16 protein-coding genes are annotated in these 13,841 nt (G+C 71.0%); 8 read left to right on the top strand and 8 right to left on the bottom strand.

Features of this window, described 5'->3' with window-relative positions; translation table 11 throughout:
• Position 1: 1 nt before the first annotated feature.
• Both ACFY36_RS41975 and ACFY36_RS41970 read right to left on the bottom strand, forming a co-directional pair.
• The gene (locus ACFY36_RS41975) at positions 2-211 is read right to left on the bottom strand and encodes a hypothetical protein (RefSeq protein WP_499751504.1); all 210 of its coding nucleotides are present in this window, start codon (positions 209-211) and stop codon (positions 2-4) included.
• 166 nt (positions 212-377) lie between these two features.
• Positions 378-803, bottom strand: coding sequence for a hypothetical protein (locus tag ACFY36_RS41970; protein WP_499751503.1), 426 nt, complete (start codon positions 801-803; stop codon positions 378-380).
• Between the two features lie 59 nt (positions 804-862).
• Between ACFY36_RS41970 and ACFY36_RS41965 the strand changes: the two genes are divergently transcribed.
• Positions 863-1,204 (top strand): YciI family protein, encoded by a 342-nt coding sequence (locus ACFY36_RS41965; RefSeq protein ID WP_499751502.1) that lies wholly within the window; start codon positions 863-865, stop codon positions 1,202-1,204.
• A complete protein-coding gene (locus ACFY36_RS41960) occupies positions 1,201-2,391 on the top strand; it encodes an RNA polymerase sigma factor (RefSeq protein ID WP_499751501.1) in 1,191 nt (396 codons plus the stop codon). Before ACFY36_RS41965 ends, ACFY36_RS41960 begins: the two co-directional genes overlap by 4 nt.
• Here the strand turns inward: ACFY36_RS41960 and ACFY36_RS41955 are convergent.
• Positions 2,374-3,966 (bottom strand): methyl-accepting chemotaxis protein, encoded by a 1,593-nt coding sequence (locus ACFY36_RS41955; RefSeq protein WP_499751500.1) that lies wholly within the window; start codon positions 3,964-3,966, stop codon positions 2,374-2,376. The two genes, ACFY36_RS41960 and ACFY36_RS41955, sit on opposite strands and share 18 nt — an antisense overlap.
• A gap of 41 nt (positions 3,967-4,007) precedes the next feature.
• Positions 4,008-4,775 carry a sulfite exporter TauE/SafE family protein gene (locus tag ACFY36_RS41950; RefSeq protein ID WP_499751499.1) on the bottom strand — a complete coding sequence of 256 codons (768 nt, stop codon included), beginning with the start codon at positions 4,773-4,775 and terminating at the stop codon, positions 4,008-4,010.
• Between the two features lie 52 nt (positions 4,776-4,827).
• Here ACFY36_RS41950 and ACFY36_RS41945 point away from each other — a divergent pair, with 52 nt between their 5' ends.
• Together ACFY36_RS41945 and uppS are read left to right on the top strand one after the other, a co-directional pair.
• Entirely contained in the window at positions 4,828-5,358 is a 531-nt protein-coding gene (locus tag ACFY36_RS41945) for a CGNR zinc finger domain-containing protein (protein ID WP_499751498.1), read from the top strand.
• A gap of 52 nt (positions 5,359-5,410) precedes the next feature.
• The gene (gene uppS / locus ACFY36_RS41940; RefSeq protein ID WP_499751497.1) at positions 5,411-6,172 is read left to right on the top strand and encodes a polyprenyl diphosphate synthase; all 762 of its coding nucleotides are present in this window, start codon (positions 5,411-5,413) and stop codon (positions 6,170-6,172) included.
• A gap of 133 nt (positions 6,173-6,305) precedes the next feature.
• On the opposite strand, the gene ACFY36_RS41935 is transcribed toward uppS, so the two are convergent.
• Positions 6,306-7,277 (bottom strand): helix-turn-helix transcriptional regulator, encoded by a 972-nt coding sequence (locus ACFY36_RS41935; RefSeq protein WP_499751496.1) that lies wholly within the window; start codon positions 7,275-7,277, stop codon positions 6,306-6,308.
• A gap of 53 nt (positions 7,278-7,330) precedes the next feature.
• Here ACFY36_RS41935 and ACFY36_RS41930 point away from each other — a divergent pair, with 53 nt between their 5' ends.
• Complete coding sequence (locus ACFY36_RS41930) at positions 7,331-7,984, top strand: alpha/beta fold hydrolase (RefSeq protein WP_499751495.1); 654 nt, start codon at positions 7,331-7,333, stop codon at positions 7,982-7,984.
• A gap of 4 nt (positions 7,985-7,988) precedes the next feature.
• Entirely contained in the window at positions 7,989-8,660 is a 672-nt protein-coding gene (locus tag ACFY36_RS41925; protein ID WP_499751494.1) for an HAD family hydrolase, read from the top strand.
• Here the strand turns inward: ACFY36_RS41925 and ACFY36_RS41920 are convergent.
• Positions 8,611-8,916, bottom strand: coding sequence for a hypothetical protein (locus ACFY36_RS41920; RefSeq protein ID WP_499751493.1), 306 nt, complete (start codon positions 8,914-8,916; stop codon positions 8,611-8,613). The genes ACFY36_RS41925 and ACFY36_RS41920 overlap by 50 nt on opposite strands.
• Before the next feature lie 18 nt (positions 8,917-8,934).
• Positions 8,935-9,723, bottom strand: a complete 789-nt coding sequence (locus tag ACFY36_RS41915) for an alpha/beta fold hydrolase (protein ID WP_499751492.1) — start codon at positions 9,721-9,723, stop codon at positions 8,935-8,937.
• Positions 9,724-9,777: 54 nt separating this feature from the next.
• On the opposite strand from ACFY36_RS41915, the gene ACFY36_RS41910 reads away from it, so the two are divergent.
• Complete coding sequence (locus tag ACFY36_RS41910) at positions 9,778-10,122, top strand: hypothetical protein (protein WP_499751491.1); 345 nt, start codon at positions 9,778-9,780, stop codon at positions 10,120-10,122.
• Positions 10,123-10,210: 88 nt separating this feature from the next.
• A complete protein-coding gene (locus ACFY36_RS41905) occupies positions 10,211-12,838 on the top strand; it encodes a tetratricopeptide repeat protein (protein WP_499751490.1) in 2,628 nt (875 codons plus the stop codon).
• On the opposite strand, the gene ACFY36_RS41900 is transcribed toward ACFY36_RS41905, so the two are convergent.
• Positions 12,833-13,762 (bottom strand): class I SAM-dependent methyltransferase, encoded by a 930-nt coding sequence (locus tag ACFY36_RS41900; protein ID WP_499751489.1) that lies wholly within the window; start codon positions 13,760-13,762, stop codon positions 12,833-12,835. The genes ACFY36_RS41905 and ACFY36_RS41900 overlap by 6 nt on opposite strands.
• Positions 13,763-13,841 lie beyond the last annotated feature (79 nt).

The raw sequence follows: 13,841 nt of genomic DNA, 5'->3' as shown, positions 1-13,841 counted from the left end.
TCTAGCCCCGCCGTCCCCAGAGGCCCGGCCGTCGCGCGTCGCGCCACGAGCCGCGGCGCGGTGGCGAGTACTTCCACGGCGGCAGGGTCGGCGGCCGGCGCCGCCGGGTCCACCGGGACTTCTCCGCGGTGGGCTGCTGCCGGAAGAGGCTCGACGGCCGGACGTCGTACGGAGCCGGAAGACGGATGTCCAGAAGCTGATGGAAGAGCATATATCGCACCGATCTGCTGAGGTGATCCGCGCACGCCGATGAAGCGCGTGGCACGCGCGGGATGTCACAAGCGGGAAGCTCAGCTGACGCGGTACAACGGCCTGTCCTCTCCCGGTGGGTGTCCGGCGACGCTAGCAGCGCGCCGCCGGTCACCTCCACCGGTTTTTCAGAGCTTGACGAGCGCCAGGTCCCACTGGCCGTGCTCGTCCGCCCACACGGTGACGACCTCGCCCACCGGCAACGGGTTGACCGTCGGGTTCTCCTCGACGTCGATGTCGCCCTCCTCCTCCATCTGGTCCGTGATCCGCAGCGCGTCCTCGCGGGTGCCGTCGGTGGCCACCCGGATGCGCACGACCCGCCACTCGCGGCCGCTGAGGTCGCGCCCGGCCAGTTCGCGTCCCTCGACCCACTCGTCGTCGACGTCGTAGTAGGTCCCGGGCCCGTCGACCAGCAGCGGCCCGTCGTCCACGATGGTCAGGTTGTCGTCGACGACGGCCCGCTCGCCGCTGAGCACGGCCGGATCGATCCAGGCGGGCAGGCGGTCGAGCTCGGCCTCATTGATGAAATTTCCCCAGGCGTACAAGGCGTACATGTAGAGAATCGCGCCTTTCCGTTCGTGTAGTCAGTGAGAAGCGAGAACGAGGAGGAATGATGGCGCAGTATCTACTGAGCATCTACCAGCCCGACGGCGACCCTCCGCCGCCCGAGGTGCTGGGCCCGATCATGGCCGAGCTGGAGAAGCTGAACGACGACATCCGGGCGGCCGGGGCCTGGGTGTTCGCGGCCGGGCTGCATCCGCCGTCGTCGGCCACCGTGGTCCGCGACCGCGACGGGGAGACGCTGCTGACCGACGGGCCGTTCACCGAGGGCAAGGAGCATCTCGGCGGCTTCACCGTCATCGAGGCGGCCGACCTCGACGAGGCGCTCGGCTGGGGCGCCCGCCTGGCCGGGGTGCTGGCGCCGCTGTCCATCGAGGTGCGCCCCGTCGCATGACCGGCAGCGAGATCGAACGGGTCTTCCGGGCCGAGTTCGGCCGGGCGGTCGCTGTTCTGAACCGCCACTTCGGCGACCTCGACGTCGCCGAGGAGGCGGTGCAGGAGGCGTTCGCGGTGGCCGTGCGCCGCTGGCCCGAGACCGGGGTGCCGCCGGCGCCGGCCGGCTGGATCGTCATGACGGCCCGGAACCGGGCGATCGACCGCCTGCGCCGCGAGTCCCGGCGGGCCGAACTGGAGGCGGAGGCCATGCGCGAACGGGAGCCCGGCCGGCGGGACGACCAGCTCCGGCTCATCTTCACGTGCTGCCATCCGGCGCTGGCGCCGGCGTCCCGGGTCGCGCTGACCCTGCGGCTGCTCGGCGGCCTGGCCACGAGCGAGATCGCGCGGGCCTTCCTGGTGCCCGAGGCGACGATGGCGCAGCGGCTGTCCCGGGCCAAAGGCAAGATCCGCGACGCCCGGATCCCCTATCGGGTGCCGCGCGACGAGGATCTGCCGGGGCGGCTCGGCGCGGTCCTGGCGGTCCTCTATCTGATCTTCAACGAGGGGTACGCGGCCGGGGCCGGCGACAATCTCACGCGCGACGATCTCACCGCCGAGGCGATCCGGCTGACCCGGGTGCTGATGAGTCTCATGCCGGACGAGCCGGAGGTGCGGGGCCTGCTCGCCCTGATGCTGTTCATCGAGGCGCGCCGGCCCAGCCGTACGACCGAGCAGGGTGACCTGATCCGCCTGGGTGACCAGGACCGGAGCCGGTGGAACCGGCGGTTGATGGACGAGGGGCGTGAGCTGCTGCGCGCCTGCCTGCGCCGCGAACGGCCGGGCCCGTATCAGTTGCAGGCGGCCATCAACGCGGTGCACGCGGACGCCGCGAGCGCGGAGCAGACCGACTGGCCGCAGATCCTCGCGCTCTACGACCACCTGGCCCTGTTCGACCCGGGGCCGGTCGTCGCGCTGCACCGGGCCGTCGCGGTCGCGGAGGTGCACGGCCCGCACCAGGCGCTGGCCATTGTGGACGGCTTGAAAGGCTTGGAGAGACACCACATGTGGTACGCCGTCAGGGGCGAGTTTCTCGGCCGATGCGGCCGCCGGCGGGAGGCGGCACAGGCGTACACCCAAGCGGCGCAACTCACCGGAAACGCGAGTGAGAAACGGTTTTTGCTGCGGAGGTCAGACGCGGAAGGCTGAGACCACGCTGCGAAGCTCGGACGACATGCGGGACAGCTCGGCCGTGGCCTCCTGCGTCTCGGTGACGCTCTGGCTGGTCATCCGGGCCGCCTCGGCGACGCCGGTGATGTTCTCGGCGATCTCACCGGTTCCGCCGGCGGCCTCGGCGACGCTGCGGTTCATCTCGGCCGTGGTCGCGGTCTGCTCCTCCACCGCGGACGCGATGGTGGTCTGGAACTCGCTGATCCGCTCGATGACGATCGAGATCTCCTCGATCGCGGCCACCGCGCCGCTGGTGTCGGCCTGGATCGCCTCGACCCGGCGGGAGATGTCCTCGGTGGCCCGCGCGGTCTCCTGAGCGAGATCCTTGACCTCGGAGGCGACCACGGCGAAACCCTTGCCCGCGTCACCGGCCCGGGCCGCCTCGATCGTGGCGTTCAGGGCGAGCAGGTTCGTCTGCTCGGCGATCGAGGTGATCGTCTTGATGACGTTGCCGATCTCGGCCGACGACTCGCCGAGCTTGCCCATGGTGGCCGACGTGGTGGCCGTGACGCTGACCGCCTCGGCCGCGACCCGCGCCGCCTCGGCCGCGTTCTGCGAGATCTCGCGGATCGACGCGCCCATCTCCTCGCTGCCGGCCGAGACCGTGTCGACGCTGCGCGACACCTGCTCGGCCGCAGCCGACACCGCCTGCGCCTGCGCGGAGGTCTCCTCGGCCGAGGCCGCGATGTGGTGCGAGGTGTCGGTCAGCCGCTCGGAGGCGCCGGCCAGCGAGGCCGCCGAGCCCTCGATGGTGGTCACCGTGGCCCGGAGCCGGGCCATCGCCGAGTCGAGCGAGCGGCCCATCCGGCCCGGCTCGTCGCGGCTCTGGAGGCCGGTGGTGCGGGTGAGGTCGCCGTCGGCCAGGCCGTCGCAGACCACTGTCACCTTCACCAGCGACTGTACGATCTTGCGCGCCACCCAGAGGCCGAGCACGAGCGCGACGGCGAGGCCGACGATGAGCGTGATCAGCGAGAAGGTGCGGCTGCTGGTGTACGCGTCGCCGGCCGCGTCCGAGTTCTTCGTCGCGTCGCCGGTCTCGGCCTTGTCCAGGGCGGTCGTATTGGCGTTGATCTTCTCGAGGATCGGCGCGGCCTCGGTGTCGCGAAGAGTGGCCCACTCGGTGAGCGCGTTGCGCGCGCCGGCCGGGAGCATCTTGTTCTTGGCGACGTCGGCGTAGTCGTCCCAGTTCGACTGGAGCTCGTCGATCAGCGCCGGGTCGCCGGCCGGCATGCTGTTGCGATATGCCGTCATGGCGGTGCCGAACAGCTCGAGGTCGCTCGCGAAGCTCTCGGCGTACTTCTGGGTCGTGGCGGCGTCCACCGACAGCGCCTGGTTGGCCAGGTCGATCCGGGTGGCGCTGATCGCGGCCCGGATCTGGCCCACGGCCTTGACGCTGGGGATGTTGCTCTTGGAGATCAGCTGGGCCTTCTCGTTGACCTGGCTCAGCGAGACGATCCCCAGGATGCCCACAATCAAGGCGACCAGGGCGGCCACGCCGACCGCGATGAGCACCTTGGCGCTGACACCGAGGTCGGAGAAGGAGAAACGGCTCACTCTGCCCACTATCGCGAATCGGTTTCGGCAAAGAGGCGGATTCACCCGAAATACTGAACGGCCAGACGTATCACCATGCCGACGACGACCACGACCAGCGCCATCCGTACGAATCCCGCGCCCCGTTTCAGAGCGGTCCGCGCCCCGAAGCGGGCGCCGGCGATGTTGCAGACGGCCATCGACAGGCCCAGCCACCACAGCACGTGGCCGCCGGCGGCGAACACCACCAGCGCGCCGAGGTTGGTGCCCACGTTGAGGATCTTCGCGGTGGCCGAGCTGCTCACGAAGTCGAGCCCGAGCAGAGCGGTGAACGTGATGATCAGGAAGGTGCCGGTGCCCGGGCCGAACACGCCGTCGTAGAAGGCGATCGCCACCCCGGCCACGACCACGGCGATCGCGCGGCGCCGCGCGGTGGGATCGGCCGCCTTGACGGTGACGCCGAACGACGGCCGCAGGACGACGAAGGCCAGCACGCCCAGCAGCAGCACCATGATGGCCGGCCGGAACCAGTCGACCGGGATGCTGCTCGCGGTGACGGCCCCCAGGCCGGCGAAGACGACCGCGGCCCCGGCGGCCGGGCCGGCCACCCGCCAATCGATCTTCGTGCGGCGCGCGTACGTGACCGCCGCCGTCGTGGTGCCGCAGATGCTGGCCACCTTGTTGGTGCCGAGCGCGGTCACCGGCGACAGGCCCGGAAGCCCGAGCAGCAGGGCCGGCACGAGGATCAGCCCGCCGCCACCCACGACGGCGTCCACCCATCCGGCGGCCGCGGCCACCGCGAGGAGCAGGAGCACTGACTGCCAGTCCATCGGCATCCCTTCGATCGTTGTGGGCCGACGGTCATGATGCTGTAATGGTCTTATGCACCTCAACCCTTACGGGGAAGATGCGGTAAGGCTCGCACTGTCGCTGGTCGCCGACCCGCCCTCGTCCGCCTCGGCCCTGGCCGCACGGTGCGTCGCCGCCGACGTGGCGATCGAGCAGCCGGCCTCCGCGTCCGATGTGGCGGAGATATCGGCGTTTCTGGGGCGTTGGCTGGAAGTGGTGGACGCGGCCGGCTCACGCCGCGCCGAGGCCCTCAACGCGCTGCTGCGGGACACCGCGGCCTACCCGCGCCTGACCGACCACGCGGGCAGCGGCTGGCACATCCACTACCGCGAACCCGACCAGTCACTGTCCTCGCTGTTGTGCACGCTGATCAGCGTGGGCACGGCCCTGCATCTCTCCGGTCGCGGCATGCACCGTCTCGGCCGTTGCGCCGCCGCCGGCTGCGGCCGCCCGTTCGCCGACTTCAGCCGTACGGGCGTACAGAAGTACTGCTCCCACGCGTGCGGCAACCGCGACGCCGTACGCCGGCACCGGGCTCGTGCCGAAACGGTGAAGATGCCGTAGAGGTCCCATGCGGAAGGCGGCCCGCGAAGGCCCGATCTGCTGGGATCGCCGCATGCTCCGCTCCTTCGCGTACGCCGTCTACGCACGCCTGCTCCGCCACCAACTGGCCGGGGCCACACTGCCCCGGCACGTGGCGATGGTCATGGACGGCAACCGCCGGTGGGCCCGCCAGATGGGTTTCGGCGACCCGAGGGTGGGTCATCGGTACGGAGCCGAACACCTCGACGAGGTCCTGGGGTGGTGCAGCGAGGCGGGAATCCGGCACGTCACGGTCTTCGTGGCGTCGGTCGACAACGTCCGCAAACGCGACGCGGTCGAGGTCGGCAACCTGATGCGCATGATCGAGGACGTGGTCGCCGAACGCCTGCGCCGCCCGTCCAGCCCGTGGCGGGTCCACTTGGCCGGCCGCCTGGACGTCCTGCCCGACTCGACGAGGAACGCGCTGAAGCTGGCCGAGGAGGAGACAAGAAACCCGGCCGCCTCATCGCACCTGACCGTAGCCATCGGCTACGACGGCCGCGAGGAGATCGTCGACGCGGTGCGCGCGCTGCTGTCGTCGGCACCGTCCCTGGCCGACGCGATCGAGACCCTGACCGCCGACCAGATCGCCGAACACCTCTACACCAGCGGAAGCCCCGACCCCGACCTGGTCATCCGCACGAGCGGCGAGCGCCGCATGTCAGGTTTCCTGCTATGGCAGGCCGCCTATTCCGAGCTGTACTTCTGCGACGTCTATTGGCCCGGCTTCCGCCAGATCGACTTCCTGCGGGCTATACGCTCGTACGCCGCCCGCCACCGCCGCTTCGGCGCCTGACCGGCCGGCTGATCTCGCCGCTGTCACCCGGCCCAGAAAACCCTGCACTGCCCTTCGGCCGAAGGCGTACTCCGGCTCGGCCTTGATCTCCTCCAGAAGCCCCGGCGACATCCGCCGGAACTCCCCAGCACACTCACGCCGTTCCTCCGTACGGGTCGAGGGCGGCGGTGAAGCGGGCGGCCACCGCGGCCACGGCGTCGCGCAGCTCGGGGCCGCCCTCGACGGTGAAGTCGATGGGGATCGTGGCCAGCCACTCCTGGGCGTACATCTCGGTGTTCGTCGTCGTGCCGATGAGGACGCAGCGGTCGCCGTCGGGCTCCAGGCGGCCCATGGGCGGGCGGATCCAGCGGGCCACCTTGTCCAGCGGGGCGTGGAAGACGACGCGCGTGGTGTATTTCCAGCCGGCGCCGAGGTTCTGCTCCAGGGAGGCGACCGGGTCCAGGTCGGCCGGTGGGGTGAAGGTGTGCGGGAGGCGTTCGACGGCCCGGATGCGGTCGATGCGGTACGTGCGGATGGCGTCGGCCCGGTGGGAGTGGCACAGCAGGTACCAGCGCCCGAAGCGGACCACCACCGCCCATGGGTCGACCTCGGCGTCCCAGGCGTCGCCTCGTTCGGAGCGGTAGGTGACCAGCACGCGGTGACGGTCGGCGGAAGCGGCCACGAGCGCGCTCGTCGTGGCCGGATCGGGGCGGGCCGCGTGCCGGTCGGGGGCGGCCGAGGCGTACGCCCGCAGGGCCGCCGCCTGGCGGCCGATGCTCTCGGGCAGGGCCCGGATGACTTTGCTGAGGGCGGCGCCGACCAGGTCGTCGGCGTCGATCGCGGCCGGGTGGCCGTCGAGCACCGCCATGACCAGGCCCAGGGCCTGATCCTCGGTGAAGACGACCGGGGGCAGGCGGGTGCCGCGGCCCAGGCGATATCCGCCGTACGGGCCGCGGGCGGACTGGACCGGGATGCCGGCCTCGCGCAGGATGCCGACGTAGCGGCGGGCCGCCCGTTCGGTGACGCCCAGGTGGGCGGCGAGCTGCTCGGCCGTGGTGCCGGGGCGCGCCTGGAGCAGTTCCAGTGTGCGCAGGGCCCGCGCGGTGGGGCTCGATCCGTCCGGCACACGCAGCACGCTACCGGAAGCCAATCGTCCGGAATAGGCCGTACGTTGCCCGCATGACGATTGTTCTCCTGGGCGGGTTGTGGTTGGACGGGTCGGCGTGGCGCGAGGTCGTGCCGGAGCTCGAGCGGCGGGGGCGCACCGCTGTCCCCGTACCACCGACGGGCCTGACCTTGACCGATCAGATCGACGCCGTGATCGCGGCCGTGGACGCGGCCCCCGGACCGGCCGTCGTGGTGGGGCACTCGGCGGCGAGCGCGCTCGCCTGGATCGCGGCCGACCGCCGGCCCGGCAAGGTCGCCAAGGTGGCCATGATCGGCGGCTTTCCCTCGGAGGACGGGAAGGCGTACGCGGACTTCTTCGAGATCAAGGACGGCGTGATGCCGTTCCCGGGGTGGGCGCCGTTCGAGGGACCCGACGCCGAGGATCTCGGCGAGGAGGCCCGCAAGGAGTTCGAGGCGTCGGCCGTCGCGGTTCCGGAAGGGGTGGCCCGGGGCGTCGTACGGCTGACCGACGACCGCCGCTTCGACGTGCCGGTCGTGCTCGTCTGCCCGGAGTTCAGCCCGGCCCAGGCCCGCGAGTGGGTCAAGGACGGCGACGTGCCCGAGCTGGCCCGGGTGAAGCACCTCGACTACGTCGACATCGACTCGGGGCACTGGCCGATGGTCACCCGGCCGGCCGAGCTGGCGGAGATCCTCGCGGCATTATGAGGCGGTGACGATCGACGCGCTCATCTTCGACTTCGACGGCCTCCTGATGGACACCGAGACGACCCTGCTGGAGAGCTGGCGGCACGAGTGGTGGCAGCACGGCTTGGAACTCGCCGAGGAGGGGTTTTTCGCCGACCACGGCGGCGACGTCAACGAGGAGAGGTACGCGGCGCTGGCGGCCGCGGTCGGAACGGGATACGACCGCGCGGCGAGTCACGCCCGCCGCACCGCGTACCGCCTCACCCTGAACCAGAAGCTCGAGCCGGCGCCGGGCATCAGGGAGTGGTTCGAGGAGGCGGCCGAGCTGGGGCTGCGGCTCGCGGTGGCCAGCAGCTCGCACGAGGACCACGTGCGCGGCCTGCTGGAACGGGCCGGCCTGGCCGCCGCGATCGACGTGATGGCCTGCGGCAACGAGGTCGCCGCCCACAAGCCGGACCCGGCGGTCTACCTGCTCGCGCTGTCCCGGCTGGGCACCGCCCGGGCGGTCGCTTTCGAGGACACCCCGCACGGCGTGGCGGCGGCCCAGGCGGCCGGCCTGCCCTGCGTGGCCATCCCGAACCCGTACCTCTCCCCGTCCCGGTTCCCGGCGGCGGACATGCTCCTGCCGAGCGCGGCGGTGGCGGGGCTCAGCGAGGTGCTTTCCGGTCTGAGAGGGCGTACGACGCCGCGGCCGTGACCGCCGAGACGGCCAGCACCGAAGGCCACGCCCCGATCCGCTTGGCCAGCGGATGCGACAACCCGAAAGCACCGACGTACGTCGCCACGAGCCCCGCCGTCACGGCCGGGCTGGTGCGGCGCGCCCACTCCCGCCCGGCCAGCACACCACCGGCGGCCAGAACGGCGCCGCCGAGGGGACGGACACCGGTGCTGCGGGCGACCTGCCACCCGCCGATCAGGGAGGCCGCGGTGACCGCGGCGGTGGAGACGCGCATGCCCCGACCGTACACGCGTCAGCTCAGCCAGCCGTAGATCTCCCCGTAGACGTCGGCCCCCGGCAGATGCCCTCCGGAGTAGACATGTCTTTGCGCACCCGGGATCGTCGCCAGCATCCACTCGGCGTTCTCCGGCGGCACGACCTGATCGTCGGTACCCCGCCACACACCGACCGGCACGGCGATCCGAGCCGCGTCGAACCCCCACGGCCGCGCGAAGGCGAGACTGTCGTCCACCCACCCGTCCATGCTGTCGGCGAAGGTGGCCCGGATCCGCGCCATGGCCTCCGGGTCGTCAAGCGCCGGCCCGCCCGGCTCCCACGGCACCTCGGGCCCGCCCGCCTCGATCTGAGCCAGGATGTGCGCCGCGCTTTCGGCCTGCCGCTCCCGCAACGTCTCCTCACCGGTGGACGACTCGCGGGGCTTGATGCCGGACAACACCGCGCACCGCGTCACCCGCTCCCCCAGCAACGCCGCGGTGGCCAGCGCGTGAGGCCCACCGCCGGACCCACCAAAGACGGCAAACCTTTCCCAGCGGTACGCCTCGGCAAGCGCCCGCACGTCCGCAGCCGCATCGGCCACGGTCCGCCCCGGCTGCCGCGTCGACCCGCCGTACCCGGGCCGGTCGTAGACGAGGAAGCGAAGCTTGCTCCGCTCCATGACATCGATGAGGCTGGGCCGCTTCCACCGGCTGCTGGGCGACCCGCTGTGAAAGACGGCCGGCAGTCCGTCCTCGGGCCCGTAAAGGCAATACCGTAGGACGCGACCGTCCGGGAGCGTCAGCTCCGAGGTTTCCGGCAAGCTCATGCCGACCATCCAACCAGGAGCCCCATGAGACCCGGCGAGGTATGGCACTCAACCTTGGACCCCGAGTGGCCGGTGCTGCTGCTCTCCGAGGACCTGTCCGTCATCCAGATCGTCGCCCCCGCGACAGAGGCCGAAAAGCAGGGCTACACCCTGCTGTCCCCGTCGGAGGCCGAACATGCGAGCCCCACCGGCCTGGCCGGCATCGAGGTCCCGCTCGGCCTGCCACAGCCTGGGGTGATCCGGGTCGCCCTCCCCCACGAGAACCACATCTTCTGCACGTGGCAGACAACCTTGACCCCGGACGCGCTGACCGGGTACGTCTGCACCCTGCCACCCGCGAAGTTCCGCGAGGTCGAACTCGCCCTCCGCCTCTCCGGCTCCCCGCGTCCCACCCCATAGGCTTGCGGAACTGGCGCCCTGCGCGCCTTCCTCGGCCGGAGGTGCTATACCTGCGGTTATAGCGGTGCGTTGTTGGGCGGTGACAGGCATGGATCTGGGTGTCCCGTCGGATCCGGTCGCGCCGACAGCCGGGACAGTGATCTCGGCCAGTAGCGGGGTCCAGGTCGGTGACCACAACACCCAGACCAATCTCGTCGTGGACGCGTCGACGCTGCCGGCGCCCCAGACGCCGGGCGCCGACGGGCCGGCAGTGCACAACCTGCCGCCGGCGACGGCGGTCTTCGAAGGCCGCGATGTGGCCGTGCTGGATCGCCTGCTCGGTCGCGGTCCGGGTACCGGGCTGGTGGTGGGCCAGGCGGCGGTGCACGGGCTCGGTGGCATCGGTAAGAGTGAGTTGGTCAATCAGTTCGCGCGGGCGTTTCTCGATCAGTATCGGCTGGTCTGGTGGGTCACCGCGGAGAACCGGCAGGCACTCGAGTTGGGGCTGGCGGCGTTGACCGCGCGGTTGCATCCGGTGGCGATGTTGGCCGATGCGCAGGCGTGGGCGGTGGGCTGGTTGCAGTCACACAGCGGCTGGCTGCTGATCTTGGACAATGTCGAGGACATCGCCGACATCGAGCCCTTGCTGGGGCAGGTCGCCGGCCATGGCCGGCTCGTGGTGACCACCCGCCGTGATCTGGGCCTGGCCCGGTGGACACGGTTCGGGTTGACGCCGATGCGGCTGGGTGTGCTGGAGCCGGCCGCGAGTGTGCGGTTGCTGGTGCGGTTGACCGGCTCGGATGATGTCGACGGTGCGGGCCGGCTGGCGCGGGCGCTGGGAGATCTGCCGCTGGCGTTGGAGCAGGCCGCTGCCTACATCTCCCAGCACGACGGGTTCGGGTTCGACGGCTATCTTCGGTTGCTCACCGAGCGGTTCGGGCTGGTCGCCGCCGACCCGGGTGAGTGCGGGCCGGCGCAACGCACGGTCGCGGCGGTCTGGCGGGCGAGCATGGGGGCGGTCGCGGCCCGATCCGCGCCGGCCGTGCGGGCGCTGCAGGTGCTGGCCTGGCTGGGCCCGGACAATCTGCCGGAAGACGTGCTTGATCCACTCGGTGCCGACGACCCGGTCGTGATGGGTGACGCCCTCGCTGTGCTGGCGTCGTTCAGTCTCGTCACCCGCGGAGGTGGCCAGGTCAGTGTGCACCGGCTGGTGCAGGCCGTGGTCCGGCGGCAGACTCCGGCTGGGGACGGGGCCGAGCCGGCCGACGCGACGGCGGTCTCGCTGCTGCGGCAGACGATCCCCCGCGACCCGATCGGCAATGTGGCCGGATGGCCGCGGTGGAATCAGTTGTTGCCGCACATCGACGCCCTGACCGAGCATGCCGGCCCCCGGCACAATCACGCCGATCTCATGTACGTCAATGACCGGGCGGCAGCCTACCGACAGTTCCAGGGCCAGACGTCAGCCGCGATCCTCCAGTTCGAGCAGGTTCTCGTGGACCGGCGGCGGGTGCTCGGCGACGATCACCCGGACACCTTGACCAGTCGCCACAATCTGGCTGGAGGCTACGAGTCGGCGGGCCGGGTCGCGGAGGCCATCACCCTGTACGAGCAGGTTCTCATCGATCAGCGGCGGGTGCTCGGTAACGACCATCCGGGCACTCTGGCCAGCCGCAGCAACCTGGCCGGGGACTACCGCTCGGTGGGCCGGATCGCCGAGGCGATCATCCTGTACGAGCAGGTTCTCACCGACCGTCGCCGGATGCTCGGCGACGATCACCCGGACACCCTGACGAGCCGCGGTCTCCTAGCCGGCGCCTACGCGTCGGTGGGGCGGGTCGCGGAGGCCATCACCCTGTTCGAGCGGGTCCTCATCGATCAGCGGCGGGTGCTCGGCGACGACCATCCGGCCACTCTTGGCAGTTGCAACAACCTGGCCGGCGCCTACGCGTCCGTGGGCCGGATCGCCGAGGCGATCAGCCTGCACGAGCAGGTTCTCGCCGAGCGTCGGCGGGTGCTCGGCGACGACCACCCCGGCACCTTGGCCAGCCGCCACAATCTGGCCGGCGCCTACGTGTCCGTGGGTCGGGTCACGGAGGCGATCACCCTGTACGAGCAGGTTCTCAACGACTTCCGGCGCATGCTCGGCGACGACCATCCGGACACGCTGAGCAGCCGCCACAATCTCGGCTACGCCTACGAGTCGGCGGGCCGGGTCGCCGACGCGATCACCCTGTACGAGCAGGCTCTCACCGGGCAGCGGCGTGCGCTGGGCGACGACCATCCGGACACCCTGACGAGCCGCAGCAATCTGGCCGGCGCCTTTGTGTCAGCGGGCCGGACCGCCGAGGCGATCATCCTGTACGAGCAGGTTCTCACCGATCGACGGCGCGTCCTCGGCGACGACCATCCGGACACTCTGAGCAGCCGCCACAACGTCGGCTACGCCTACGAGTCGGCGGGCCGGATCGCGGAGGCCATCACCCTGTACGAGCAGGTCCTCGCCGACTACCGGCGTGTGCTCGGCGGCGACCACCCGGACACCCTGACCAGTTGCAACAACCTGGCCGGCGCGTACGCGTCGGCGGGCCGGATCGCGGAGGCCATCACCCTGTACGAGCAAGTCCTCGCGAAGCGTTCTCGGGTGCTCGGCCGCGACCACCCGAGAACGACGAACACTGCCTCCATGCTCCGCGGTGTGCTCGAAATGCGGGAGGATGACAACAGGGACTCATGAATCCGGCGGACTGAGCGCGCCGACCGACGGGGCCGGTGGCGGTGTCAGCTGGAAGTGCCAGATGATCTGGCTCGGGGTGCCGTTCCAGGCGGCGCCGGTCGCGGCCGGGGTGATCTCGTGCAGGGACCAGGGCCATAGGTCCCACGGGCCGGTGGTGATGTCCTCCGGCATCTGGCCGCTGGGGTCGCCCCCCATTCGGGGCTCCTCGCACCGCCGGGGCACCAGGCCCAGCGGCAGCGCGGCGCGAAGATAGTCGCTGGGGCGGTGCCGGAACGCGGGCAGCAGGCCCGGCTCGCCGTCGCCGGAACGGACCCGGGGCACCGAGCCCAGGGCCACCAGTTCGTGGTGCACGTCGGTGATGACCAGGTGGCCGCCGGGGCGCAGGACCCGGGCGAACTCGCTGATGGCCGGAGTGAGGTCGGGCAGGTGGGTCAGGGCCAGCGCGCACACCACGATGTCGACGTGGTCGTCGGGGAGCGGGAGCTCGTGCAGATCGCCCTGCCGCAGGTCGGCCGACGGGACGCGTTCGCGGGCGTGGGCCAGCATGTCCGGTGAGCTGTCGACGCCGATGACCCGGTGGCCCCGCGCGGCCAGATATCCGGTGTAGCGGCCGGTGCCGCACGCCGCGTCCAGGGCCACTCCGGGCGGCACGGGGCCGAGCATCTCGTGGACGATGGGCTCCTCGATGGCGAACAGGCCGTTGCCCGGCTGGTCGTAGGTTGAGGACCAGACCTTGTAGCCGTTCACGGTGTCCACCCGCTCGGCGGTGACCCCGTCGTCGTTCAGGGGCGGGCTGTCCAGCAGACGCCGGATCTCGCTGATGCGGGCTTCGGTGAAGGCTCGGTCGTACTCCCCGGCGAAGGCGCGGAGCAAGGCCACACCTTCCATTCCCAGGGTGTACGCCAGTGGATGCTGATAGACCACGAGGCGAACCTAGCGGCGGGCGGCAGGCCGGACCACTGATTATCCAATCGACGTTCATCTAATCATTGAGCCGCCGTCA

Origin of the sequence: Actinoplanes sp. NPDC000266, assembly GCF_042899005.1 — a bacterium.
Classification (GTDB): Bacteria; Actinomycetota; Actinomycetes; order Mycobacteriales; family Micromonosporaceae; genus Actinoplanes.
The sequence above is the reverse complement of the archived record's forward strand: the minus strand, read 5'-3'. Positions and strand labels throughout refer to the sequence as shown.

What these genes read in the sequence shown, in the direction of transcription:
- ACFY36_RS41975 (WP_499751504.1), bottom strand. Translation starts at nt 211, where the DNA reads ATGCTCTTCCATCAGCTTCTGGACATCCGTCTTCCGGCTCCGTACGAC.
- ACFY36_RS41970 (WP_499751503.1), bottom strand. Translation starts at nt 803, where the DNA reads ATGTACGCCTTGTACGCCTGGGGAAATTTCATCAATGAGGCCGAGCTC.
- ACFY36_RS41965 (WP_499751502.1), top strand. Translation starts at nt 863, where the DNA reads ATGGCGCAGTATCTACTGAGCATCTACCAGCCCGACGGCGACCCTCCG.
- ACFY36_RS41960 (WP_499751501.1), top strand. Translation starts at nt 1,201, where the DNA reads ATGACCGGCAGCGAGATCGAACGGGTCTTCCGGGCCGAGTTCGGCCGG.
- ACFY36_RS41950 (WP_499751499.1), bottom strand. Translation starts at nt 4,775, where the DNA reads ATGGACTGGCAGTCAGTGCTCCTGCTCCTCGCGGTGGCCGCGGCCGCC.
- ACFY36_RS41945 (WP_499751498.1), top strand. Translation starts at nt 4,828, where the DNA reads ATGCACCTCAACCCTTACGGGGAAGATGCGGTAAGGCTCGCACTGTCG.
- uppS (WP_499751497.1), top strand. Translation starts at nt 5,411, where the DNA reads ATGCTCCGCTCCTTCGCGTACGCCGTCTACGCACGCCTGCTCCGCCAC.
- ACFY36_RS41930 (WP_499751495.1), top strand. Translation starts at nt 7,331, where the DNA reads ATGACGATTGTTCTCCTGGGCGGGTTGTGGTTGGACGGGTCGGCGTGG.
- ACFY36_RS41920 (WP_499751493.1), bottom strand. Translation starts at nt 8,916, where the DNA reads ATGCGCGTCTCCACCGCCGCGGTCACCGCGGCCTCCCTGATCGGCGGG.
- ACFY36_RS41915 (WP_499751492.1), bottom strand. Translation starts at nt 9,723, where the DNA reads ATGAGCTTGCCGGAAACCTCGGAGCTGACGCTCCCGGACGGTCGCGTC.
- ACFY36_RS41905 (WP_499751490.1), top strand. Translation starts at nt 10,211, where the DNA reads ATGGATCTGGGTGTCCCGTCGGATCCGGTCGCGCCGACAGCCGGGACA.